This window comes from Kitasatospora sp. YST-16, assembly GCF_026802215.1.
In the GTDB taxonomy this organism is placed as follows: domain Bacteria; phylum Actinomycetota; class Actinomycetes; order Streptomycetales; family Streptomycetaceae; genus Kitasatospora; species Kitasatospora cineracea.
Genome location: NZ_CP113837.1, coordinates 3,862,323 through 3,883,716, shown reverse-complemented (window position 1 = coordinate 3,883,716; position 21,394 = coordinate 3,862,323). Strand labels below are relative to the sequence as shown.

The following is a 21,394-nucleotide window of genomic DNA, read 5'->3' as shown; positions in this document are numbered from 1 at the left end:
GGCCGGGGCCGAAGGGGCCCTGGCGGGCGGCGGGGAAGGGGGCTAGGCAAGCGGCTTCGCCGGGGCAGGGAAGGTGGAGGGGAGGCCCTGGCGGGCGCAGGGTGCGGGGGCGCCCTGGCGGGCGGCCGGGGGGCGCCCTGGGGAGGGGCCGGTCGGCCCTGGTGGGGGTGGGGGGTGGGGCGGGAGGATGGGGGTGCGGGAGAGGGGGTTTGCCTGTGGGGCAAGTTTGTTGCCTCTGGGGCAGGGAGGGTGTGGACTTGCCCCATGACGGACAGCCCTCTCGGTGAGGACCAGGAAGTCGCGGGCCTCGGTGCGCGGCTGCGGGAGCAGCGGGTCTCCAGTCGGTTGACGCTGGAGGTCGCGGCGTCCCGGGTCGGACTCTCGCCAGCTTACTTGTCGCGGTTGGAGACCGGGCGGCGGCAGCCTTCGCTGCCGGTGCTGCTGGGCCTGGCCCGGGCGTACGGGACGAGCGTGGCCGAGCTGCTCGGGGAGCAGCCGGGCGAGCCGGACCCGGTGATCCGGGGCGGGCGGGTCGAGCCGGGGCGGGCCGGCGGCTGGGGGTACCGGCGGGCCGGTGCGCAGGGCCGGGCGATGCAGGCGCTGCGGGTGCACGTGCCGCCGGACACGCAGGACGCGGTGGTGCGGGTGCACCCGGGCGAGGAGTGGCTGTACGTCACCGGGGGCCGGATGCGGCTGACCCTGGGCGACCGGGTCCACCTGCTGGACGAGGGCGACTCGGCGCACTTCGACTCGATGACCCCGCACGTGATCGCCGCGGACTCGGCGGCCGGTCTCGACCTGGTCTTCGTCCACACGCTGCTGCAGAGCCCCGGCGGCGACCTGTGCCTGGGCGACGCCCCGCGCATCTAGACCGTCACACCCCCGTCCGCCACCACCGTCAGGAGACCGCCATGGCCGACACCCCGAAGCCCGCCGCCCACGCCCCCGCCCACGCCCCCGTCCCGAAGTACGCCGAGACCATCGACGCGGGCTACCGGGCCTCGAACCGGGTGTGGATCCGGGTGTGGATCTACATCGTGTCGGGCCACGTCTTCGTGGCCTTCCTGTTCCTGCTGTTCTACGTGGGCAGTCACAAGGGCTGACCGAGCAGGGTGCACAGCGCGTCGAGGGCGGCCTCGAAGGCGTGCTCGGGTGGGGTGCCGTAGCCGATCACCAGCCCGGGGGGCCGGCCGGGCGCGGGGTCCGCGCCGGGGGCGAGGCTCCAGCCCAGGGTGTTCAGGGCGAGGCCGGACTGCCGTGCGCGGTGCAGGAGTTCGTCCTCGCCGGGGCCGTCGGCGGGGAGTTCCAGGACGGCGTGCAGGCCGGCGTTCAGGCCGGTGACCCGGACGTCCGGGGCGCGGGCGGCGAGCACCTCGACCAGCCGGTCGCGGCGGCGGCGCAGCAGGTGCCGGCTGCGCCGGACGTGCCGGTCGTAGCCGCCGGAGTCGATCAGTTCGGCCAGGGTGAGCTGCTCCAGGGCGCCGCTCTGCCCGTCGGCGAGGCGCTTGTGCCGGGTGACCGGTTCGACCAGGGCGGCGGGCAGCGCCAGCCAGGCCAGCCGCAGGCCGGGGGCGAGCGACTTGGCGGCGGTGCCCGCGTACACCACCCGTTCGGGGTCGAGGGCCTGCATCGCGCCGATCGCGTGCCGGTCGTAGCGGAACTCGCCGTCGTAGTCGTCCTCCAGCAGGTAGCCGCCGGTCTGCCGGGCCCAGTCGACGGCGGCGGCCCGCCGGGAGGCCCGCAGCGGGACGCCGGTGGGGAACTGGTGGGCGGGGGTGAGCACCGCCAACCCGGCTTCGGTGCGGTCGAGTTCGGCGGTGCGGGCGCCGCCCTCGTCCAGCGGGAGCGGGCGCAGGGCCAGGCCGCGGGCGGCGATCGCGGCGTGCTGCGGGGGCAGTCCGTACTCCTCCACGGCGACCTCGGTCAGGCCGTGTTCGCGCAGCGCGGCGCAGAGCAGGCCGAGGCCCTGGAGGTAGCCGGTGCAGACCAGCAGCCGTTCCGGGTCGGTGCGCACGCCGCGGGCCCGGGCCAGGTAGCCGGCCAGGGCGCGGCGCAGTTCGATCCGGCCGCGCGGGTCGCCGTAGCCGAACGCCTCGTGCGGGGCGGCGGCCAGGGCGCGGCGGGCGGCGGAGAGCCAGGCGCTGCGCGGGAAGCGGCTGAGGTCGGGCGAGCCGGGGCGCAGGTTGTGCACGGGCGCGGGCCGGGCGTGCAGGCCGGGCGGCGGCGCGGCGGGGGACGGCTGCGGGCCGCGTTCGGCGACCACGGTGCCGGAGCCCTGGCGGGAGGCCAGCCAGCCCTCGGCGGCGAGTTGGGTGTACGCCTCGGCGACGGTGTTGCGGGCGATGCCGAGGTCGGCGGCGAGCGCCCGGGAGGACGGCAGCCGGGTGCCGGCGGTGAGCCGGCCGTCGCGGACGGCGGTGCGCAGCGCGTCCTCCAGGGCGGCGCGCAGGCCGAGGCCGCGGGTGCGTCCGGCGTCCAGGTCGAGGTGCAGGTCGCCGCCGAAAGTGGCCCAGGAATCCATCCCTCAAATGAACCACGCCGCCGGTCCACCGCGCGCCTACGGTGGCGGTATGACCGACGAATCCACCGTTCCCGCCCCTGCTCCGCGCATCCTGTTGCACCGCAGCGCCCCCGAGTTCCACCGCGCCCTGCTGGAGGCCTCCCGGGCCGCCACGGCCGGCCTGGCGGACCCGGTGGTCACCGAACTGGTCAACCTGCGCGCCTCGCAGATCAACGGCTGCGCGTTCTGCCTGGACCGGCACGCGGCCGACGCCCGGGCGAACGGCGAGCGCGAGCACCGCCTCGACACCCTGGCCGCGTGGCGGGAGACCCCGTACTTCACCGCCCGCGAGCGGGCCGCGCTGGCCCTCACCGAGTCGGTCACCCTGCTCGCCGACACGCACGTCCCGGACGAGGTGTTCGACGAGGCCGCCGAGCACTTCGCGGAGGCCGAACTGGCCCACCTGATCGGCCTGATCAGCGCGATCAACGCGCTCAACCGGGTCGGCGTGACCAGTCGGCTCACGCCGCGCCGGTAGCGCGCCCTGCGCGTGCCCGGGCCCGCGGGCCCGGGTAGCGTCGCGTTCCATGGACGTGGTGATCGCAGGTGGACACGGCAAGATCGCGCTGCGGCTCTCGAAGCTGCTCTCCGAACGGGGGGACGCGGTGGCCGGGTTGATCCGGAACCCGGCCCAGGCCGGGGACCTCGCCGAGGCGGGGGCCCGGGCGGTGGTGTGCGACCTGGAGCGGGTCTCGGCGGAGGAGCTGGCCGGGCACCTGGCCGGGGCGGACGCGGTGGTGTTCGCGGCCGGGGCCGGGCCGGGCAGCGGGGCGGCCCGGAAGGAGACCGTGGACCGGGACGGGGCGGTGCTGCTCGCGGAAGCGGCCCGGCGGGCCGGGGTGCGGCGGTACCTGCTGGTGTCCTCGATGGGGCTGGACCGGATCGGCGACCCGGAGGTCACCCCGGAGTTCGACGCCTACCTGCGGGCGAAGCAGGCCGCCGAGGAGGCGGTGAAGGAACGCCCGCTGGACTGGACGGTGCTGCGCCCGGGCGGCCTGACCGACACCCCCACCGAGCGGCACGCGCACCTCGCGCCGCCGCCGAACCGGTTCGGGCAGGTCTCCCGGGACGAGGTCGCGCACACCCTGGTGCGGCTGCTGGACGACCCGTCGACCGTCCACCAGACGCTCGAACTGACGACCTGAGCCGCGGTTGCCCGGCGCCGGGACGGGCGGGATCGTGGGGGTTGAGGTGAGTGCGATGGCCGAGATCGCCCTGCAGGTCGACGTCGCGGCCTCCCGGGAGCGCCTGCTGGCGGCGCTGGACACCCGGGAGGGGCTGGCGTCCTGGTGGACCACCGAGGTGGACCGGGACGGCGAGGACCTGCTGTTCACGGTGCCGGACACCCCGCAGCCGTTCCGGCTGCGCCGGGAGCGGGCCGATCTGGAACGGGTGGCCTGGCGCAGCGTCGGGGTGTTCCCGCCGGCCTGGCAGGGCACCACGGTGACCTGGGACTTCTTCGACCACCCGGACGGTCCGCGGCAGTCGATGCTGCTGCTGCGCCACCTCGGCTGGGCGCCGGACACCGGCCCGGCGGTGCCGGTGGCGGCCGGCCGCTGGGCGGAGCTGGTGGTGCGGTTGAAGGACTACGCGCAGAGCGGCCGCCCGCAGCCGCTGTTCGTGCCGTCCGGCCACCCGCACCCGGGGGTGCACGCGCAGGCGGAGTGAGGGCGGGCGCCGGGTGCGACGCGCCGGTCCGGAGGATGACCGGCATGGAGCGGCGCGGACGGGTGAGACTGGCTGCATGTTGGGACTTCCGGACCGCATCAAGGCCTTCCTGTTCGACCTGGACGGGGTGTTGACCCAGACCGCGAAGGTGCACGCCGCAGCGTGGAAGGACATGTTCGACGACTTCCTGCGCGCCGAGGCGGTGCGCACCGGCGGGCCGTTCGTGCCGTTCGACCCGGTCGGCGAGTACGACCGGTACGTGGACGGGCGGCCCCGGCTGGACGGCACCCGGTCGTTCCTGGCCTCGCGCGGCATCGAGCTGCCGGAGGGGGCGCCGGACGACCCGCCGGGCACCCGGACGGTCAACGGCCTGTCGAGCGCGAAGAACGCGACGGTGCTGCGGATGATCCACGAGCAGGGCGTGCAGCCGTACCCCGGGTCGGTGGCGTACCTGCACCGGCTGCGCGAACTCGGGCTGCCGCGCGCGGTGGTGTCCTCCAGCGCGAACTGCCGGGACGTGCTGCGGGCCGCCGGGATCGACGACCTGTTCGAGGTGGTGGTGGACGGGATCACCGCGGCCCGCGACCACCTGGCGGGCAAGCCCGCGCCGGACACCTTCCTGGCGGCGGCGGCGCGGCTGGGGGTGGCCCCGGAGCACGCGGTGGTGTTCGAGGACGCGCTGGCGGGCGTCGCGGCCGGACGGGCCGGCGGGTTCGGCGCGGTGGTCGGCGTGAACCGCACCGGGCAGGCCGACGCGCTGCGCGAGCACGGCGCGTCCGTCGTGGTGGACGACCTGGCGGAGTTGATCGAGGAGCGGCGATGAGCCCGTCCGAGGCGTTCACCGTCGACCCGTGGGGCATCACCGAGCACGGCCTGGACCTGCCCGGGCAGGCCCGCGCGGAGTCGGTGTTCGCGCTGTCCAACGGCCACATCGGGCTGCGCGGCAACCTGGACGAGGGCGAGCCGCACGGGCTGCCCGGCACCTACCTGAACGGCGTGTTCGAGCTGCGGCCGCTGCCGTACGCGGAGAGCGGCTACGGGTTCCCGGAGTCCGGGCAGAGCGTCATCAACATCACCAACGGCAAGCTGATCCGGCTGCTGGTCGACGACGAGCCGTTCGACCTGCGCTACGGCGAACTGCGCAGCCACCGGCGGACGTTGGACTTCCGGGACGGCATCCTGCGCCGGGAGGCCGAGTGGACCTCGCCGGCCGGGCGGACGGTGCGGGTCACCTCCGCGCGGATGGTGTCGCTGACCCAGCGGGCGGTGTGCGCCGTCGACTACACGGTGGAGGCCGTGGACGGGCCGGTGCGGATCGTGCTGCAGTCCGAGCTGGTCGCCAACGAGCAGCTGCCGGGCGGCGCGGGCGACGGCGACCCGCGGGCGGCGGCGGTGCTGGAGGCGCCGCTGGCGGCCGAGTTGCAGCACGCCGACGGCACCAAGGGCGTGCTGGTCCACCGCACCCGGTTCTCCGGGCTGCGGGTGGCCGCCGCGATGGACCACGTGATCGACGGGCCGGAGCGGATCGACACCACCGCCGAGTGCTCCGAGGACCAGGCCCGGACCACCGCCACCACGGTGCTGAACGCCGGGCAGAAGCTGCGGCTGGTCAAGTACCTGGCGTACGGCTGGTCGGCGACCCGCTCGCTGCCCGCCGTCCGGGACCAGGTGGAGGCCGCGCTGACCGCCGCCCGGTACACCGGCTGGGACGGGCTGGTGGCCGAGCAGAAGGAGTTCCTGGGCCGGTTCTGGAGCGACAACGACATCGAGCTGGAGGGCGACGTCGAACTCCAGCAGGCCGTCCGGTTCGCGCTGTTCCACGTGCTGCAGGCGGGCGCCCGCAGCGAGGAGCGGGCCATCCCCGCCAAGGGCCTGACCGGGCCCGGCTACGACGGGCACTCGTTCTGGGACACCGAGACCTTCGTGCTGCCGGTGCTCACCTACTGCCTGCCGGACGCGGTCAAGCAGGCGCTGCGCTGGCGGCACACCACGCTGCCGATGGCCCGCGAGCGGGCGGCCCAACTCGGCCTGGCCGGCGCGGTGTTCCCGTGGCGGACGATCCGCGGCGAGGAGTGCTCCGGGTACTGGCCGGCCGGCACCGCCGCGTTCCACATCGGCGCGGACATCGCGGCCGCCGCGGCGCGCTACGTCCGGGCCACCGGGGACACCGAGTTCGAGCGCACCCACGGCCTGGAGCTGCTGGTGGAGACCGCCCGGATGTGGCGCTCGCTCGGCCACCACGACGCCAAGGGCAACTTCCGGATCGAGGGCGTCACCGGCCCCGACGAGTACTCGGCGGTCGCCGACAACAACGTGTTCACCAACGTGATGGCGCAGGCCAACCTGTGGAACGCGGCGGACACCGCGCTGAAGTACCGGCACGAGTCCGGGCTGCTCGGGGTGGACACCGAGGAGGCCGCGGCCTGGCGCGACGCCGCCGACAAGATGTTCATCCCGTACGACGAGCAGATCGGCGTGCACCCGCAGGCCGACGGCTTCACCGACCACCAGATGTGGGACTTCGACACCACCCCGCCGGAGAAGTACCCGCTGCTGCTGCACTACCCGTACTTCGACCTGTACCGCAAGCAGGTCGTCAAGCAGGCCGACCTGGTGCTCGCCATGCAGGTCCGCGGCGACGTGTTCACCCCCGAGCAGAAGGCCCGCAACTTCGCCTACTACGAGCGCCTCACCGTCCGCGACTCCTCGCTCTCCGCCTGCACCCAGGCCGTCATCGCCGCCGAGGTCGGACAGCTCGACCTCGCCTACGACTACACCGCCGAAGCCGCCCTGATGGACCTGCACGACCTCGGCGGCAACACCCGCGACGGCCTGCACATGGCCTCGCTGGCCGGCGCCTGCATCGCCCTGGTGGCCGGGTTCGGCGGGCTGCGCGACCACACCGAGCAGCTCTCCTTCCGGCCCCGGCTGCCCGCCGGGCTCCAGCGGCTGTGCTTCTCGATGAACGTGCGCGAGCACCTGCTGCGGGTCGACATCACCCACGCCACCACCACGTACACGCTGCGGCGCGGCAGCGTGCTGCCGGTCCTGCACGACGACGAACCGCTGCGGGTCGAGGCCGGGAAGAGCGTCAGCCGCCCCACCGCGAAGCTCGGCGACCCCGGCGAACGCCCCACCCAGCCCCCCGGCCGGGCCCCCGCCCGGCGGCACGGCCAGGCCGGCATCAAGGTCGGGTCGGTCGACCATCTGGCCGCCGAATAGTCGCTGCGCTCGGCGCGCGTCGGTGCGCGTCGGTGCGCGTCGGCGGCCGGTGTACGCCGGTGCGCGTCGGCGCTCGGGGTACGTCGGCGGCCGGCGTTCCGGGTGTGCCCTCCCCCGGGCGGGTGACCGTACGTGTACCGATCTGACGGTGCGTCAACACTCCCTGCACCCCCGTGAACCGGCGGGTGCGGGGAGTCCGCCTTCCGCCTCCGGTTCCGACCCCTCGAACGGAGGCCCCGTTGCGCCCCCTCGCGCTCACCGCCGCCCTGCTCACCGCACTCACCGCCACCGCCGCCACCGCACCCGCCGCACCCGCCCACGCCGGGCCGCGCTGGGTGCACAGCTGCGCCGCCCCCGCCCGGGCCGACACCGCCTCCTGCGACGCGCTGCGCGTCATCGGCACCGCCGCGGCGGCGGGCGACGGCGGGTACGGGCCCGCCGAACTCCGCGCCGCGTACGGGCTGCCCGCGGACGGCGGCGGCGACGCCGTCATCGCCGTCGTCGACGCCTACGACCACCCGCGCGCCGAAGCCGACCTCGGCGTCTACCGCGACCACTACGGACTGCCCGCCTGCACCACCGACAGCGGCTGCTTCCGCAAGACCGACCAGCGCGGCGGCACCCGCCTCCCGCGCGGCAACACCGCCTGGGCCGGGGAGACCGCACTCGACCTCGCCATGGTCTCCGCGATCGCGCCGCGCGCCCGGATCCTGCTGGTCGAAGCCGACAGCGCCGCCGTCTCCGACCTCGGCGCCGCCGTCAACACCGCGGTCGCGCTCGGCGCCCAGTACGTGTCGATCAGCTGGGGCACCGCCGAGAACGCCAACGCGGCGACGTACGACAGCCGGTACTTCGACCACCCCGGCGTGGTGATCGCTGCCGCCTCCGGCGACGGCGGCTACGGCGTCAACTTCCCCGCCTCCTCCCCGCACGTGGTCGCCGTCGGCGGCACCACCCTGCGACCCGACGGCACCACCGCCCGCGGCTGGAACGAGACCGCCTGGTCCACCGGCCCCGACGAAGGCACCGCGAGCGGCTGCTCCGGCCGACTCCCCAAACCCGCCTGGCAGAACGACACCGGCTGCGACCACCGCACCGTCGCCGACGTGGCCGCCGTCGCCGACCCGGCGACCGGCGTCGCCGTCTACCAGAGCTACGGCGGAAACGGCTGGTACACCTACGGCGGCACCTCCGCCGCCGCGCCCCTCATCGCCGCGACCTACGCCCTCGCCGGACACCCCTCGGCCGGCAGCCGGCCCGCGTCCTTCCCGTACCGGCACCCGGAGGCGCTGCACGACATCACCTCCGGTGCGACGGCCTCCTGCGAACCGGCGTACCTGTGCACGGCGGGGGCGGGGTACGACGGACCGACGGGGCTCGGCAGCCCGGCGGGGGTGGGGGCGTTCCGGGAGTAGGGGCACGAGAGCGGATGGATGCGAAAGCGGGGGCGCGGGGAACTGCGCGCAGCGGAGTCGCACGTCGGTGCGGTCGCGGGACAGTGCAAGTGGCTGTCCTGCGAGGCGATCTGGCTGTGCGTGCTCGGTTGGCCGCGCAGTTCCCCGCGCCCCTGGTTTCGTACCTCCCCGCGCGCCTGGTTTCGTAGCGTCTGGCGTTACCGGGTCAGATGTCCTCGTGCCATTCGGTGCTGAGGACGCCCATCTGGACCTGGTCGTGCCAGCTGCCGGCGCGGAAGACGGCTTCGCGGCGGCGGCCCTCTTCGGTGAAGCCGGCTCGGCGGTAGGCGGCGAGGGCGCGGGTGTTGTAGCTGTTGACGGTGAGTTCGATGCGGTGGAGGCCGAGTTCGGCGAAGCCGTAGCGGATGGTGGTGCGCAGGACGTCGGTGCCGAGGCCGCGGTCCTGGTGGGGCGGGCCGATGATGATGGCGAGGGTGGCGCAGCGGTCCTTGGGGGTGGCGCCGTAGAGGGTGACGTGGCCGGCCAGGTCTCCGGTGTCGAGGGTTTCGACGGAGAGGCCGAGGTCGGTGCCGGTGTTCTGGCTCCAGGAGCGGAACATGTCGGCGAGCCGGGCTTCGGGCTGGGGGTGGACGGGGCCGGCCGACTGCTGGATGGCGAGGCCGGGTTCGCGCCACCAGGAGGTGAGTTTGGGGAGGTCGGTCTCGCGGAGTTCCCGGAGCCGGACGAGTCTGCCGCTGAGCGGGTCGGTCATGCGGGGGTGTCCTGTTCGTGGCGAGGGCGGGTCAGGCGAGCTGGGCGGCCTGCAGGCCGGCGTAGGGGCCGCCGGTGCGCAGGAGTTCGGCGTGCGAGCCGATCTCGGCGATCCGGCCGTCGTGCATGACGACGATCCGGTCGGCGCCGCGGATGGTGGACAGGCGGTGGGCGACGACGAAGACGGTGCGGCCGCGGACCAGCCGGGCGAGGGCCTGCTGGACGAGTGCCTCGGAGCGGGAGTCGAGGGCGGAGGTGGCCTCGTCGAGGATCAGGATGCGCGGGTCGCGGATCAGGGCGCGGGCGATGGCCAGGCGCTGCTTCTGGCCGCCGGACAGGCGGGCGCCGCGTTCGCCGACCACGGTGTCGAGGCCGTCGGGGAGGCGGTCGATGAACTCCAGGGCGTTGGCGTCGCGCAGGGCGGTCAGGACGGTGTCCTCGGGGACGTCCTTCATGCCGTAGGTGACGTTCTCCCGGATGCTGCCCTCGAACAGGATGGACTCCTGCGGGACGACGGAGAGGAACGTGCGGTAGGAGCGCAGGTCGAGCTCCTCCATGTCGCGGCCGTCGAGCAGGATCCGGCCCTCGGTGGGGCGCAGGAAGCCGATCACCAGGTTGAGGACGGTGGACTTGCCCGCGCCGGACGCGCCGACCAGGGCGATGGTCTCGCCGGGGCGGACCGAGAGGTCGAAGCCGGTGACGGACGGGGCGTCCGCGCCGGGGTAGCTGTGGCCGACGCCCTGGAAGTCGATCCGGCCGGTGACGGCGGCGACGTCGGCCTTGCCGGCGTTCTCCTCCAGGTCGGGGGCCTGCAGCACCTCGCCGGCCGAGCGGACCGAGGCCAGGCCCTTGCCGAGCTGCGGGGTGAGGGTGAGCAGGGTGGTGACGGAGCCGGTGAGGGAGGAGAAGTAGGCGCTGAGCATGACGACGGCGCCGGGGGTGACGTCCATCCAGCCGTAGTAGGCGACCAGTGCGGAACCGGCCAGGCAGCCGACGCCGATCGCGTTGAGCAGGATCCAGGACATCGAGCCGAAGCGGCCGTTGAGCAGGTCCAGGCGCAGGCCCTCGTCGAGGACCCGGCCCAGGGTGCGGTCGACCCGGCGCAGCGCGGTGCGCTCCAGGCCGTGCGCCCGGGTGATCGGGATCAGGGTGGTCATCTCGCCGATGCGGGAGGAGAGTTGCTCGACCTCGCGGCGGAAGGACTCGTTCTGGGTGCGCAGCCGCTCGCGCAGCCGGACCACCAGCAGGGCGCTGGCGGGGACGAGGACCAGGAAGACCGGCAGGAAGGCGGGGGTCTGGATGGCGATCACGACCAGGCCGCCGAGCAGGGTGGCGATCGCGGCGAGGCCGTTGTCGGCGGTCTGCTGGGAGGCGGTCTCGATGCCCTCGACGTCGCGGATCACCTTGGCCTGCAGGACGCCGGCGCTGACCCGGGAGTGGTAGCCGATGGAGAGCTGCTGCATCCGGTGGCACAGGGCGGAGCGCAGCCGGGTGCCCATCCGGCGGATGGAGCCGTGCATCCAGTGCACGTACAGCATGTGCAGGGGGAGGTTGAGCAGCAGGATGACCAGCAGGACGGCGGAGTTCCACCACAGCACGGATATGTCGCGGTGCTTGACCACGACGTCGACGATGTTGGCGGTGATCAGGGGCAGCAGCCAGACGGGGGCGTGCTTGGCGAAGAAGACGCCGACCGCGCCGAGCACCCGGGCGCGGTCGGGTCGGAAGAGGAAGAGCAGGGTGCGGACGGGGTGCTCGCCTCGGTAGCGGTGGCTGAGCGATCCGTCGGGCAGGGCCATGGGGGGACTCCAGTACGGGGTACGAGCAGGCGGTGCCGTCCCATCCTTCCAGCGGGCGGGGGCCCGCGGACTGTCCGCAACCGGACAGGGATACTCCGTTGTCGGACGACTTTTCGAACCGGTCCGAACGCGGGTGAAACATTGCGGGGGCCCCGGGTCGTCATAGGGCGGACCAGGTCGAGGGGAGACGGAACGTGGGCACTGCTGCCGGACGGCGGGCCGCCATGGAGGAGGAGTTCGTCGCGTTCGCCACGGCCCGGTCCGGGCAGCTCTACCGCTCCGCGTACTTCCTCACCGGCGGGGACTCCCACCTGTCGGAGGACCTGGTGCAGGACACGCTGGGGCAGATGTACGCGCACTGGCACCGGCTGCACCGGCCGAGCTGGGCCGGCCGGATCGACAACCCGGCCGGGTACGCGCAGACCGTGCTGGTGCGGGCGTACCTGACGCACCAGCGGCGGCGCAGCAGCAGCGAGCGGCCCAGCCAGGCGCTGCCGGAGCTCGCCGAGGACGGGCCGGACTCGGCGCTGCGCCTGGCCCTGGTCGAGGCGCTGGCCCAACTGCCGCCGCGGGACCGGGCGGTGGTGGTGCTCAGGTACTGGGAGGACCGCAGCGTGGAGGAGACCGCGGCGATCGTGAAGGACAGTTCGGCGGCGGTGCGGACCAGGTGCTCGCGGGCGCTGGCCAAGCTGCGCGGGCTGCTGGGCGGGGACCTGGCGGAACTGGTGGCGCGATGAACCCGGGGCGCGACGGACGGAGTGGTGCGGTGGACGGCGGGGCGAGCGGGGCGAACGGCGACGGGGAGGGGGAGTTCGAGGTGCAGTTGGGGGCGGCCTTCGGGCTGACGGGCAGCGGGCCGGGGCCGGAGGTGACGGCCCGGCTGGTCGACGGCGGACTGGCGGCCGGCCGGCGGCGCACCCGGGCCAGGCGGCGGCGCACGGTGCTGCTGGCGGGGGCGCTGACCGCGGCGGTCGCGGTCGGGGCGGGGCTGCTGACCGCGCCCCGGGACGTGCCCGGGGAGCGGACCCCGGTGGTGGAGCTGGCCCACTCCGGGCCGGACCCGGCGCCGCCGCCGCTGGCCGACGGGGTGACGGTCCTGCTGGTCGGCACCGACTCCTCGGTCGACGCCCGGGGCGAGCAGGCCCCGGACGGGCTGCGCCACGGCGACCTGCACAGCGGCGGGGCCAACCAGCTGGACGCCACCGACACCGTGATGCTGGTGCACGTCCCGGCGGGCGGCGGCGAGGTGCGGCAGCTCTCGCTGCCCCGGGACGTGCTGGTGCGGGACGGCAACGGCCACGAGGTGCCGCTGGGCCACGTCTACCTGGACGCGGAGACCGCCGAGATCCAGCGGCTGGACGCCCAGGGCCTGCCGGCGCCGGAGCTGCGCGAGCGGGGCCGGGAGGCCGGGCGGCGGGCGCTGTTCCAGGCCGTCGAGATGCTCACTCTGGTCCGGGTCAACCACTACGCGGAACTGTCGATGACCGGCTTCTACCGCACCGCCCAGGCCCTCGGCGGGATCCCGGTCTGCCTGAACCACGCCGTGGACGACCCGGCCAGCGGGGCCCGGCTGCCCGCCGGGCGGCAGGAGCTGGGGCCCGCCCAGGCGCTCGCCTTCGTCCGGCAGCGGCACGGCGTCGGCGACGGCTCCGACCTGGGGCGGACCCGGCGCGCCCAGGCGTTCCTGGCCGGCGTGGTGGAGAAGCTGCGCGGCGGCGGGGTGCTGGCCGACCCGGGGAAGCTCGGTGCGCTGTACCGGGCGATGGCCGACGAGCTGGTGGTGGACCAGGACTGGAGCCCGGTGGACTTCGTCCGCCAGGTCCCGGCGCTGGCCGCCGGGCGGGGCACCCTGACCACGCTGCCGGTGACGCGGGAGGGCACCCGGCTGCGGGCGGTGGAGGGCGCGGCCCGGCGGATCCTGGCCGACGGCGCGGAGCCGTCCGGCTCCGCCTCCCCGGCCGCGTCCGGCCCCGGTGCCACCGCCCCGGCGGCGGACCCGGGGCCGGAGCCGGTCGAGCTGGGCGGGGCGCCCTGCGTGGACTGACGATCCGTCAGCCGAGGGCGGTCCAGCCCCAGGGGCGGGGGCCGTGCTCGCCGAACAGGCAGGCCAGCCGGTAGTCGGCCTGGGCGCGGTGGCGGGGGTCGGCGCCGGACTGCTGGAGGGCGTAGCAGGTGAGCCGGAGTTCGCGGATGTCGCGGAGCACCGGGTAGCCGGGCCACTCGGTGACGTCGGCGCCGTAGGCCGCGCAGAACGCGGCGTACGTCCGGGGCGGGACGGTGCCGAAGGTGTGGCGGCCGACGGCGGTGGTGGTCAGGTCCCACTCGGCCGGGCCGAGCGCGGTGCGTTCGAAGTCCAGCAGGTGGGCGGTGGTGGCGGTGACCGCGAGGTTGCCGCTCCAGGCGTCGCCGTGCACGACGTGCGGCGGCCGGGCGGGGAGCGCGAGTTCGCGCCAGGCGGTGCGCAGGTCGTCGAGGCGGGCGTGCAGGCGGCGGCGGTCCGGGCCGTCGAGGGCGGCCGCGGCGATCCGCTCCGGGAGCCGGACGAACGGATCGAGGACGCCCAGCCCGCCCTCCGGCGGGGGCAGCCCGTGCAGGCGGCGCAGCGCGGTGGCCAACTCGACGGCGGTGCCGGGGCGGTGCGGCGGCAGCTCGTGCCAGAAGGTGGCCGGGCGGCCGCGCACGGCCAGCGGCACCGGCGGGTGGCCGAGCGGTCGGACGGCCGGCACCCGGTGCCGGTGCAGCCACCTGGCTACGGTCAACTCGCGTTCGGCGACGTGCAGTTGGCCGGGCCGACCGATCCGGGCGACCACTCCGCCGGGCAGCCGCCACAGGGTGTTCTCGCCGGCCCGGATCAGTTCGGCGCCGGCGCTCGGGCGGCCGGCGGCGGCGCAGGCCTCGGCGAGCAGGGCGGCGGCGGGGCTGCGGCAGTCCACGTCTCGGGCTCCCTCCGTTCGGCGTGCGGGGCGGGGCGGGGCGGGTCGTGCGGCGTGCGGGGGCCGGCGTGCGGGGCCGCGGCCAGTCTGCCCCGCCCGGGGGCGGGCAGGAAGGGCGTACGGGGGCACGGGGTGCGGCTCCGGCCGTTCATGCCCTCGCGGAGGGCCGGCCGGCAACTCCCGTGCTCCGGGCGGCGATCGGCGACCCTTCCCGGGAGTGGTCCAGACCCTCGCTATTGGTCCAGACCTATTGACGCCCCTTGCCCCCGCTCCTACGATCCGGCTGGGCACAACCCCCCACATGTCCCCACCTCACCCACAGCCGGGCATCGCGCCCCCACAGCGCTGGTCATGGTCATGACCAGGTGTTCGGCGGGAAGGGATCACGATGTTCCGTCGAAGGTCGTACACGCCCGTGGAGCGCGCCGCCCAGGCGCCCCGGGTCAGCCACGCCCGGTCCGGCCCGAGCGCCGCCAAGCGCACCCTGGCCGGCGTCAGCGCCGCCGCCGTGATCGGCGCCGGCCTCGCCGTGGCCGGCTCGGTCACCGCGTCCGCCGACGTCGCCAACCTGATCGCCAACCCCGGCTTCGAGAGCGGGCTCGCCAACTGGACCTGCACCGGCGGCAGCGCGATCGTCGGCAGCCCCGTGCACGGCGGCACCGCCGCGCTCCAGGCCACCCCCAGCGGCCAGGACACCGCGCAGTGCTCGCAGACCGTCAGCGTGCAGCCCAACTCGCAGTACACCCTGAGCGGCTTCGTCCAGGGCAGCTACGTCTACCTCGGCGCCACCGGCACCGGCGTGAACGCCTCCACCTGGGCCCCGGGCAACGCCTCCTACGGCCAGCTCAGCACCACCTTCTCCACCGGCGCGTCCACCACCTCGGTGACCGTCTTCGTGCACGGCTGGTACGGCCAGCCCGCGTTCTACGCCGACGACCTGGTGCTCAGCGGCCCCGGCGGCAGCGGCAGCCCGTCGCCCTCCAGCAGCGCGCCGACCTCGCAGCCGCCCACCTCGCAGCCGCCGACGTCCCAGCCCCCGACGTCCCAGCCGCCCACCTCGCAGCCCCCGACGTCCCAGCCCCCGACCTCGCAGCCGCCCACCAGCAACCCGCCCGGTGACGCCACCTGCGCGACCAAGCCCCGGCCGACCGGCAAGGTGCTCCAGGGCTACTGGGAGAACTGGGACGGCGCCTCCAACGGCGTGCACCCGGGCCTCGGCTGGACCCCGATCACCGACAGCCGGATCGCCCAGCACGGCTACAACGTCCTCAACACCGCCTTCCCGGTGATCCTCTCCGACGGCACCGTGCTCTGGCAGGACGGCATGGACACCGGCGTCAAGGTGGCCACCCCCGCCGAGATGTGCCAGGCCAAGGCCAACGGCGCGACCATCCTGATGTCGATCGGCGGCGCCGCCGCGGGCATCGACCTCAGCTCCTCCGCCGTCGCCGACAAGTTCGTGGCGACCATCGTGCCGATCCTGAAGAAGTACAACTTCGACGGCATCGACATCGACATCGAGACCGGCCTGTCCGGCAGCGGCAGCATCGGCACGCTGTCCGCCTCGCAGTCCAACCTGATCCGGATCATCGACGGCGTCCTCGCCCAGATGCCGGCCGGCTTCGGCCTCACCATGGCCCCCGAGACCGCGTACGTCACCGGCGGCAGCGTCACCTACGGCTCCATCTGGGGCTCGTACCTGCCGATCATCAAGAAGTACGTCGACAACGGCCGGCTCTGGTGGCTGAACATGCAGTACTACAACGGCTCCATGTACGGCTGCTCCGGCGACTCCTACTCGGCCGGCACCGTCCAGGGCTTCACCGCCCAGACCACCTGCCTCAACAACGGCCTGACCATCCAGGGCACCACCATCAAGGTCCCCTACGACAAGCAGGTCCCCGGCCTCCCCGCCCAGCCCGGCGCGGGCGGCGGCTACATGGCCCCCAGCCTGGTCTCCCAGGCCTACGGCTCCTACAGCGGCCAGCTGAAGGGCCTGATGACCTGGTCCCTCAACTGGGACGGCTCGAAGGGCTGGACCTTCGGCGACAACGTCAAGTCCCTCCAGGGCCGCTGACGCCCCGCCGGCACCGAAGCACCGAAGCACCGCAGGGCCCCGGGAGCACCCACCGCTCCCGGGGCCCTGCCCGCTCCACTCGGCAGTCAGAGCAGTTTCATCCGACGCACCCATGGCAGGAACCCACCGGACCCGAACGGGTAGCGTGCCCCGGTGTCGACCATCGCGTCGGCGAAGGCGTTCGCCGGGTACTCGGTGATCCGGCCTTCCCGCAGAGCATCGGCGAGGACCCGAAGCGAACCCTGGACCGGCATCCCGTGCTTCTGGGCGGCCCGGCGGGCATCCGCATCGTCGATGACCGCCGTCGCCCCGTGCACCTCGGCCCAGGCGAGGACGGTCGCTTCGCCGTGGTTCGAGCGTTCGCCGGAGACCACTTCCATCCAGCGGACCAACGCACCGAGTTCGTCGAGGCCGTCCACGTGGACCTTTTCCAGCCAGCCGAGACCCGAAATATCCAGGTTCGCGTAGACGAGCTCATCAACAACGGTTGCCGTCGTCACGTTACGGCAGAGGGTCCCCTGCCGTTCCCGAGCGAAGTCGGCCAAGAGGTCGATGCGGTCGGCCTTGATCGCATGGAACAGGGGCGAGGTGTCCCAGACCGGGATGGACGCGCCGGGCGCGGCAGTCGTCACGGGGCGGGTTCCTCCAGCCTGCGCAACGGCAGGTCATCGACGGTGATCGCGCCGTGCAACAGTTCCACCGCGCGCGGACCGGTCACGTCACCACCGGCCCAGGCGTCGAGGACGGCTCTGCGCCACTGGGGTCCGGTGGTGCCGACGGTCAGGTCTTCAACCGGCTCCGCCCCGTGCACGGAGAGAAGATCGCCGCGGGTCGGGGTGTCGGCCCGCAACTGGCGTGCCTGTGCGCTCGAAACCAGCCCGAGCCTGGCGGCCTTGTGCACGACGGCTCCCCACGAGACCCGGTACCGGGCCGCGATCTCGATGAGGAAGGTCCGCGGTCCGACGTCCTGTCCTCGGTTCCGCCACTCCTCCCGGAGGTCCGCGTCCCGGATCAGCAGTTCCTCGGCGAACCGGTCGATGAGTTCTTCCCGTTCGTCCCGGCCGGCCGCCACCGAAAGATCCGAGTGGTACTCGTCCTGAAGCAGGTGGTGTCCGAGCTCGTGCGCCGCAGTCCAACGACGTCGGCCCGGGGCCGCCCTGCCGCCCACGACAGCCACCCCGAAGCCGTCGAGAAGCAGGGAGGCCCCCTCCCCCTCCGCGTCAACGCTGAGGAGGTACAACCCGAACTGCTCTGCAACGCGTGCGACACCGCCCAGGGGCCCGCCGGGTCTGCCGATCGTTGCGCGTGCTGCCTGGGCGAGCGCTCCTGGATCGACCAGGCCCTCCGGCCTGGTGGGAGCCGGCGGAGGGACGAGGAAACCCTCTCCGATCAGCCACTGCGCGTCCCGCGCATGTGCTTCGAGAAGGGCATCGAAACGAAATCTGGCGCGGGACGCACCATCCGCGTCCTCGTCCAGGCTGTGTCGGCGCGAGACCAACGGGGCCGGCGGGCGGGTGACGAAGTGCGCAGCAGGAACGCCCAGCGCTTCCGCCAGGCGAAACAGCTCCACGGCAGAAATCTTGCGCTCGCCGGACTCGATGCGTACCAGCATGGTGCGGTCCAGACCGAGTCGTACGGCGAGCTCTCCCTGGCTCATCCCTGCGGCTCGTCGTGCTTCCGCAACTCGCTCGCCGATCTCGCTCCAGTTCCCGATCGTCTCCATGTGTGCGATTTTTGCACACCTCGGACACGAACGCGGGTCCTCCCGCCACCGACCAGGACGCGGTGCGCTCCTCAGGCCCACGGGGGCGCACCGGGGGCGACGGGTCGGGACGTTCGGAACGGCACCAGCAGCTCGGAGCGGCGGGGATTGGCAGCCCGCAGGGTCGCGCGAAGGTCGTTCCACTCAGGGGTGCCCGGCCGGACCACCGGGTGGCCGTCGGAGGTGAATCGCTTCGTGACCGGGTGCTGCTCGACGGCTGCGCGCGGACGCGGAATGACGACCGGATGCCGGGGGCGGGGCGGGTGCTCCGGGCGGGTCGGTGGTCGGCCGTCGTACGGGGCTCGCGCGCGCGGAGTGGTCACTGTCCCAACTACCTCAGCCATCCCCGTGTCCAGACGTGTGAGACGTGTCGTGTCCGCACGTGCGGACGAGCCGCTCGTCACGTGCGGACCAGTGACGTCGTCACGTGCGGACGAGTCGGTGTCCTCCGGCGGCGTCAACTCGTCCGCAGGTGCGGACGAGTGAACCTGTCCGCACTCGTCCGCACGTGAGGACGAGCAGGTGCGCACCCGCCCCCGTGCCCGCCCCTGCGCCCGCTCGTGCTCGCGCTTCTCCTGTTGCTTGACCCGCCGGGCGTCCGAACGCAGCACGTCGAGGCACCCCCGCCAGTCCGGCAGGTCGCCGAAGGGCATCAGCAGCCGGTAGCCCGCGATCCGGCCGCCCTGGTCACGCCGTAAGAAAACCAGACCCGCCGCCTCGGCGGCTTCGTAGTAGCGCTGGACCGTCTCCTTCGAGCAGCGCACGAACGCGGCGACGGTGTCCCGGGAGGGCGGCGTGCGCAGGTTGGTGCCGTCCTCGTCGGCCATGTCGCCGAGGTACAGCAGGAACCCGGTGAAGTCACCGGAGAGGGAGCGCCATTGCGACTGCCCCCGGGAGGCCCGGGGGATCTGCTTGACCCACCGGTTCCGCAGACCGTTGCGCCAGGCCAGCCGGACGGACACGGACGCGTCCCGGCGGGGCGGGGTGGTGACGGTGGTGGTGACGGAGCACATGCGCGTACGCCTTTCCGGGCAATGGCCCAGGCGTACGGAGTCGATCGGCTAGACTCCGAATGCGCCTCCCGCCATACGCCTTGGGGGGCTCGGGCCGCTCCGGGATTTTCCGCCAAGAAAATTTCGCCCGGACCGGCCATGGTTGATTGATCCCTCGGATGCTACATCCGAGGGATCATCCATTTCACCTCGCCCGCAAAGCAATTGACCAGCAGTCAGAAAATAGGATTGCGCCCCATTCCCCTCCCGCCGAAATAATCCGATGAACGGGCGGGAGTGAATTATTCGAATGCGGCCGCTCGTTCGTTGATTTCCTCCGCACCGGCCGTTCCCCGCAACCAGTGGAGCCGGGCCCGCATGTCGTTAACGGCGTCCCGGATTTTGACCGACCTGATGCCGTCCGCACAGTCGAGGAAGTCACACCAGGAGGCGAGCGCGCCGTCCACGTCGTCCTGCCACAGGCGAACGGCCCCGAGGTCGGCGAGAACGATCGCACGGGTACGGCGGCGGTCGAGGCCGTGGATGTCGAGCGCCGCGAGCGCGTACGCGCTGGAAGCGGCCATGAACTCTCGGTGATCCACCACGTCCCTCCGGCTCAGCTCGATGACGGAGTCCGCGATTCTCAGTAGTTCCAGGTGGAACCGGTGCCCCGGTACTCCTCGACGGGGATGGGGTGGACGCCGGGCTGCATCCGGTCGGTGTAGAGCAGGCCGTCGAGGTGGTCGATCTCGTGGGCGATGAGTCGGGCCAGGCCCCGTTCGTAGACCATCGCGGTCTCGGCGCCGTCGGGGCCGGTAGTGGTGACTTCGATCCACAGCGGGCGGGGAACCAGGCCGCGGACGTCGAAGAAGCTGAGGCAGCCCTCGTACTGCTCGTCCGTCTCTGCGGAGGCGGCGGTGACGCGGGGGTTGAGGAGGACGATCGGGGCGGCGTCCGGGGTGGGCGGGAGGACGAGGGCCGCTGCGCGATCGATGCCGATCTGGGGGGCGGCGAGGCCCATGCCCTTGGCGAAGGAGTGGACGCGGCCGATGTGCTCGACGGCGGCGAAGAGCAGGTCGACGGCGGATCGGACGGCGTCGTGCTCGGCAGGCAGGTCGAACGGAACGGACGGCCGGTGGAGGATGTCGGCTCCCTGCTGGACGACACCGAGGTTCTGCATGTGCTGGCTGGGCCGCACCTCGATCACCTGAACTCCTTGGTGGGTTACCGCTGGTGGGGGTTACGGAACCGCCATTCGAGGCGGAAGCGGGCGTGCAGGGCCGGATCGTCCGTCGACCATTCGTAGATTCTCCGACCGGTGCTGTCCCGGCGTTCGGGAGCGGTCCGCAGGGGCACTGACTCGGCGGTCATCGAAGTCTCCGTGCCCCAGACCACCGGGTCGAGGCCGGCCGGAAAGTCGAGACGGACCAAGAGGTGCTCGGTGGGCAGGCGAACCGCGCGCTGGAACCAGTGGCCCCACTTGCCTTCGGTGACGCTGTAGGCGTACTCGATCCACGTCGCGTCGCCCGGATAGAGGGGGAAGCGGCCGTCCTCGTTCTCGAACATCAGCCACACTTCCTTGAAGGCGTCGCGGTCGTGCTTGGCCTGCCAGCGCATCGCCTCGCCCCGGCACTCGGCGGTGAGCGCCAACTCTCCCCAGGTGAGCGGGTGTTCGCGATAGTGGGCGTTGGAGCGCTCGGGTTCGCCGGGGTAGCGGTCGACGGAGATCCGGATCAGGTAGCGGGTGATCGGCTCGCCTCCGGTGTTGCGCAGGCGGCGGCGCATGGTGAGCCGGTAGACGCCGTCGTCGAAGCGGAGTCGGGCTTCGTCGTGCTCGACGACCAGGGCGGAGCCGGAGGCGTACGGCTGCTCGGCCCGGCGCGGGGCCGGGGGAACGGCCTGGGGGCGGGTGCGGAGGCGGACGCCGTCGAACTCCGTCCAGCGGCGCCAGACGGCCTTGCCGGCGTTCAGGACCTCGTCGGCGAGGCGGGCGAACTCCTCGGTCGGCCGGTGGCGGCCGGACTCGATGTGGCTGACGTAGGACGGATCGAAGCCCATCTTTCCGGCCAGGCTCCGCATGGACAGGCCGCGGACCTCGCGCCAGTAGGACACCTCGGCGGCGAACGCCTCGGCGGCCTGCTCGACCGGATCGGTTTCGGTCGCCTCGGTCATCCCGCCGCTCGCCCCCGATGAGTGATGAATGAACCGTGAGTGAT

General features: G+C 73.5%; 20 protein-coding genes and 2 pseudogenes. 12 read left to right on the top strand and 10 right to left on the bottom strand.

All coding sequences use genetic code 11. The annotated features are described in order from the left end of the window. The first annotated feature begins 264 nt into the window (after positions 1–264). On the top strand, positions 265–870 hold the full coding sequence (locus OU787_RS17840) for a helix-turn-helix domain-containing protein (RefSeq protein ID WP_030460334.1): 606 nt from the start codon (positions 265–267) through the stop codon (positions 868–870). A 41-nt stretch (positions 871–911) separates the two neighbouring features. Beyond that, complete coding sequence (locus tag OU787_RS17835; RefSeq protein ID WP_030460333.1) at positions 912–1,103, top strand: DUF6126 family protein; 192 nt, start codon at positions 912–914, stop codon at positions 1,101–1,103. Here OU787_RS17835 and pdxR read toward each other — a convergent pair. Then, positions 1,091–2,521 (bottom strand): MocR-like pyridoxine biosynthesis transcription factor PdxR, encoded by a 1,431-nt coding sequence (gene pdxR, locus OU787_RS17830; RefSeq protein WP_268659963.1) that lies wholly within the window; start codon positions 2,519–2,521, stop codon positions 1,091–1,093. The genes OU787_RS17835 and pdxR overlap by 13 nt on opposite strands. A gap of 49 nt (positions 2,522–2,570) precedes the next feature. Here pdxR and OU787_RS17825 point away from each other — a divergent pair, with 49 nt between their 5' ends. From OU787_RS17825 to OU787_RS17800, 6 genes are all read left to right on the top strand, one after another. Beyond that, the gene (locus OU787_RS17825; RefSeq protein WP_051816972.1) at positions 2,571–3,038 is read left to right on the top strand and encodes a carboxymuconolactone decarboxylase family protein; all 468 of its coding nucleotides are present in this window, start codon (positions 2,571–2,573) and stop codon (positions 3,036–3,038) included. A 49-nt stretch (positions 3,039–3,087) separates the two neighbouring features. Then, positions 3,088–3,705 (top strand): SDR family oxidoreductase, encoded by a 618-nt coding sequence (locus OU787_RS17820; protein ID WP_030460330.1) that lies wholly within the window; start codon positions 3,088–3,090, stop codon positions 3,703–3,705. 55 nt (positions 3,706–3,760) lie between these two features. After that, positions 3,761–4,228 carry an SRPBCC domain-containing protein gene (locus tag OU787_RS17815; protein ID WP_268659962.1) on the top strand — a complete coding sequence of 156 codons (468 nt, stop codon included), beginning with the start codon at positions 3,761–3,763 and terminating at the stop codon, positions 4,226–4,228. A 76-nt stretch (positions 4,229–4,304) separates the two neighbouring features. Continuing rightward, positions 4,305–5,051 carry an HAD family hydrolase gene (locus OU787_RS17810; protein ID WP_268659961.1) on the top strand — a complete coding sequence of 249 codons (747 nt, stop codon included), beginning with the start codon at positions 4,305–4,307 and terminating at the stop codon, positions 5,049–5,051. Further along, on the top strand, positions 5,048–7,450 hold the full coding sequence (locus OU787_RS17805) for a glycoside hydrolase family 65 protein (protein WP_268659960.1): 2,403 nt from the start codon (positions 5,048–5,050) through the stop codon (positions 7,448–7,450). The genes OU787_RS17810 and OU787_RS17805 overlap by 4 nt, the downstream gene beginning before the upstream one ends. Before the next feature lie 239 nt (positions 7,451–7,689). After that, complete coding sequence (locus tag OU787_RS17800) at positions 7,690–8,865, top strand: S53 family peptidase (protein ID WP_268659959.1); 1,176 nt, start codon at positions 7,690–7,692, stop codon at positions 8,863–8,865. A 205-nt stretch (positions 8,866–9,070) separates the two neighbouring features. Here the strand turns inward: OU787_RS17800 and OU787_RS17795 are convergent, their stop codons facing one another. Then, a complete protein-coding gene (locus tag OU787_RS17795; protein ID WP_268659958.1) occupies positions 9,071–9,616 on the bottom strand; it encodes a GNAT family N-acetyltransferase in 546 nt (181 codons plus the stop codon). Between the two features lie 31 nt (positions 9,617–9,647). Next, on the bottom strand, positions 9,648–11,414 hold the full coding sequence (locus OU787_RS17790; protein ID WP_268659957.1) for an ABC transporter ATP-binding protein: 1,767 nt from the start codon (positions 11,412–11,414) through the stop codon (positions 9,648–9,650). Between the two features lie 224 nt (positions 11,415–11,638). Here OU787_RS17790 and OU787_RS17785 point away from each other — a divergent pair, with 224 nt between their 5' ends. Beyond that, positions 11,639–12,151 (top strand): SigE family RNA polymerase sigma factor, encoded by a 513-nt coding sequence (locus tag OU787_RS17785; RefSeq protein WP_030460323.1) that lies wholly within the window; start codon positions 11,639–11,641, stop codon positions 12,149–12,151. Between the two features lie 29 nt (positions 12,152–12,180). Further along, positions 12,181–13,458 (top strand): LCP family protein, encoded by a 1,278-nt coding sequence (locus OU787_RS17780; protein WP_268659956.1) that lies wholly within the window; start codon positions 12,181–12,183, stop codon positions 13,456–13,458. Positions 13,459–13,465: 7 nt separating this feature from the next. Here the strand turns inward: OU787_RS17780 and OU787_RS17775 are convergent, their stop codons facing one another. Then, positions 13,466–14,347, bottom strand: coding sequence for a phosphotransferase family protein (locus tag OU787_RS17775; protein ID WP_268659955.1), 882 nt, complete (start codon positions 14,345–14,347; stop codon positions 13,466–13,468). A gap of 388 nt (positions 14,348–14,735) precedes the next feature. Between OU787_RS17775 and OU787_RS17770 the strand changes: the two are divergent. Together OU787_RS17770 and OU787_RS17765 are read left to right on the top strand one after the other, a co-directional pair. Next, positions 14,736–15,242 (top strand): annotated as a pseudogene (locus tag OU787_RS17770) (carbohydrate binding domain-containing protein); the annotation flags it as partial. Between the two features lie 225 nt (positions 15,243–15,467). Next, positions 15,468–16,424 (top strand): annotated as a pseudogene (locus tag OU787_RS17765) (chitinase); the annotation flags it as partial. A gap of 86 nt (positions 16,425–16,510) precedes the next feature. Here the strand turns inward: OU787_RS17765 and OU787_RS17760 are convergent. The 6 genes from OU787_RS17760 to OU787_RS17735 all read right to left on the bottom strand — a co-directional run bounded on the left by OU787_RS17760 (position 16,511) and on the right by OU787_RS17735 (position 21,350). Further along, a complete protein-coding gene (locus tag OU787_RS17760) occupies positions 16,511–17,056 on the bottom strand; it encodes a hypothetical protein (RefSeq protein ID WP_268659954.1) in 546 nt (181 codons plus the stop codon). Continuing rightward, on the bottom strand, positions 17,053–18,147 hold the full coding sequence (locus OU787_RS17755) for a helix-turn-helix domain-containing protein (protein ID WP_268659953.1): 1,095 nt from the start codon (positions 18,145–18,147) through the stop codon (positions 17,053–17,055). Before OU787_RS17755 ends, OU787_RS17760 begins: the two co-directional genes overlap by 4 nt. A gap of 71 nt (positions 18,148–18,218) precedes the next feature. Then, on the bottom strand, positions 18,219–19,148 hold the full coding sequence (locus OU787_RS17750; protein WP_268659952.1) for a hypothetical protein: 930 nt from the start codon (positions 19,146–19,148) through the stop codon (positions 18,219–18,221). 332 nt (positions 19,149–19,480) lie between these two features. Further along, positions 19,481–19,762: a hypothetical protein gene (locus OU787_RS17745; protein ID WP_268659951.1), complete on the bottom strand. Its 282-nt coding sequence runs from the start codon at positions 19,760–19,762 to the stop codon at positions 19,481–19,483. A gap of 59 nt (positions 19,763–19,821) precedes the next feature. Beyond that, entirely contained in the window at positions 19,822–20,385 is a 564-nt protein-coding gene (locus OU787_RS17740; protein WP_030460315.1) for a peptide deformylase, read from the bottom strand. A gap of 17 nt (positions 20,386–20,402) precedes the next feature. Next, the gene (locus OU787_RS17735; RefSeq protein WP_268659950.1) at positions 20,403–21,350 is read right to left on the bottom strand and encodes a helix-turn-helix domain-containing protein; all 948 of its coding nucleotides are present in this window, start codon (positions 21,348–21,350) and stop codon (positions 20,403–20,405) included. Positions 21,351–21,394: the final 44 nt, after the last annotated feature.

Excerpts from the sequence above, each read along its gene's own strand:
- OU787_RS17745 (WP_268659951.1), bottom strand. The coding sequence starts at position 19,762 with ATGGCCGCTTCCAGCGCGTACGCGCTCGCGGCGCTCGACATCCACGGC.
- OU787_RS17840 (WP_030460334.1), top strand. The coding sequence starts at position 265 with ATGACGGACAGCCCTCTCGGTGAGGACCAGGAAGTCGCGGGCCTCGGT.
- OU787_RS17785 (WP_030460323.1), top strand. The coding sequence starts at position 11,639 with ATGGAGGAGGAGTTCGTCGCGTTCGCCACGGCCCGGTCCGGGCAGCTC.
- OU787_RS17790 (WP_268659957.1), bottom strand. The coding sequence starts at position 11,414 with ATGGCCCTGCCCGACGGATCGCTCAGCCACCGCTACCGAGGCGAGCAC.
- OU787_RS17835 (WP_030460333.1), top strand. The coding sequence starts at position 912 with ATGGCCGACACCCCGAAGCCCGCCGCCCACGCCCCCGCCCACGCCCCC.
- OU787_RS17735 (WP_268659950.1), bottom strand. The coding sequence starts at position 21,350 with ATGACCGAGGCGACCGAAACCGATCCGGTCGAGCAGGCCGCCGAGGCG.
- OU787_RS17795 (WP_268659958.1), bottom strand. The coding sequence starts at position 9,616 with ATGACCGACCCGCTCAGCGGCAGACTCGTCCGGCTCCGGGAACTCCGC.
- OU787_RS17755 (WP_268659953.1), bottom strand. The coding sequence starts at position 18,147 with ATGGAGACGATCGGGAACTGGAGCGAGATCGGCGAGCGAGTTGCGGAA.
- pdxR (WP_268659963.1), bottom strand. The coding sequence starts at position 2,521 with ATGGATTCCTGGGCCACTTTCGGCGGCGACCTGCACCTCGACCTGGAC.
- OU787_RS17820 (WP_030460330.1), top strand. The coding sequence starts at position 3,088 with ATGGACGTGGTGATCGCAGGTGGACACGGCAAGATCGCGCTGCGGCTC.
- OU787_RS17805 (WP_268659960.1), top strand. The coding sequence starts at position 5,048 with ATGAGCCCGTCCGAGGCGTTCACCGTCGACCCGTGGGGCATCACCGAG.
- OU787_RS17810 (WP_268659961.1), top strand. The coding sequence starts at position 4,305 with ATGTTGGGACTTCCGGACCGCATCAAGGCCTTCCTGTTCGACCTGGAC.
- OU787_RS17825 (WP_051816972.1), top strand. The coding sequence starts at position 2,571 with ATGACCGACGAATCCACCGTTCCCGCCCCTGCTCCGCGCATCCTGTTG.
- OU787_RS17815 (WP_268659962.1), top strand. The coding sequence starts at position 3,761 with ATGGCCGAGATCGCCCTGCAGGTCGACGTCGCGGCCTCCCGGGAGCGC.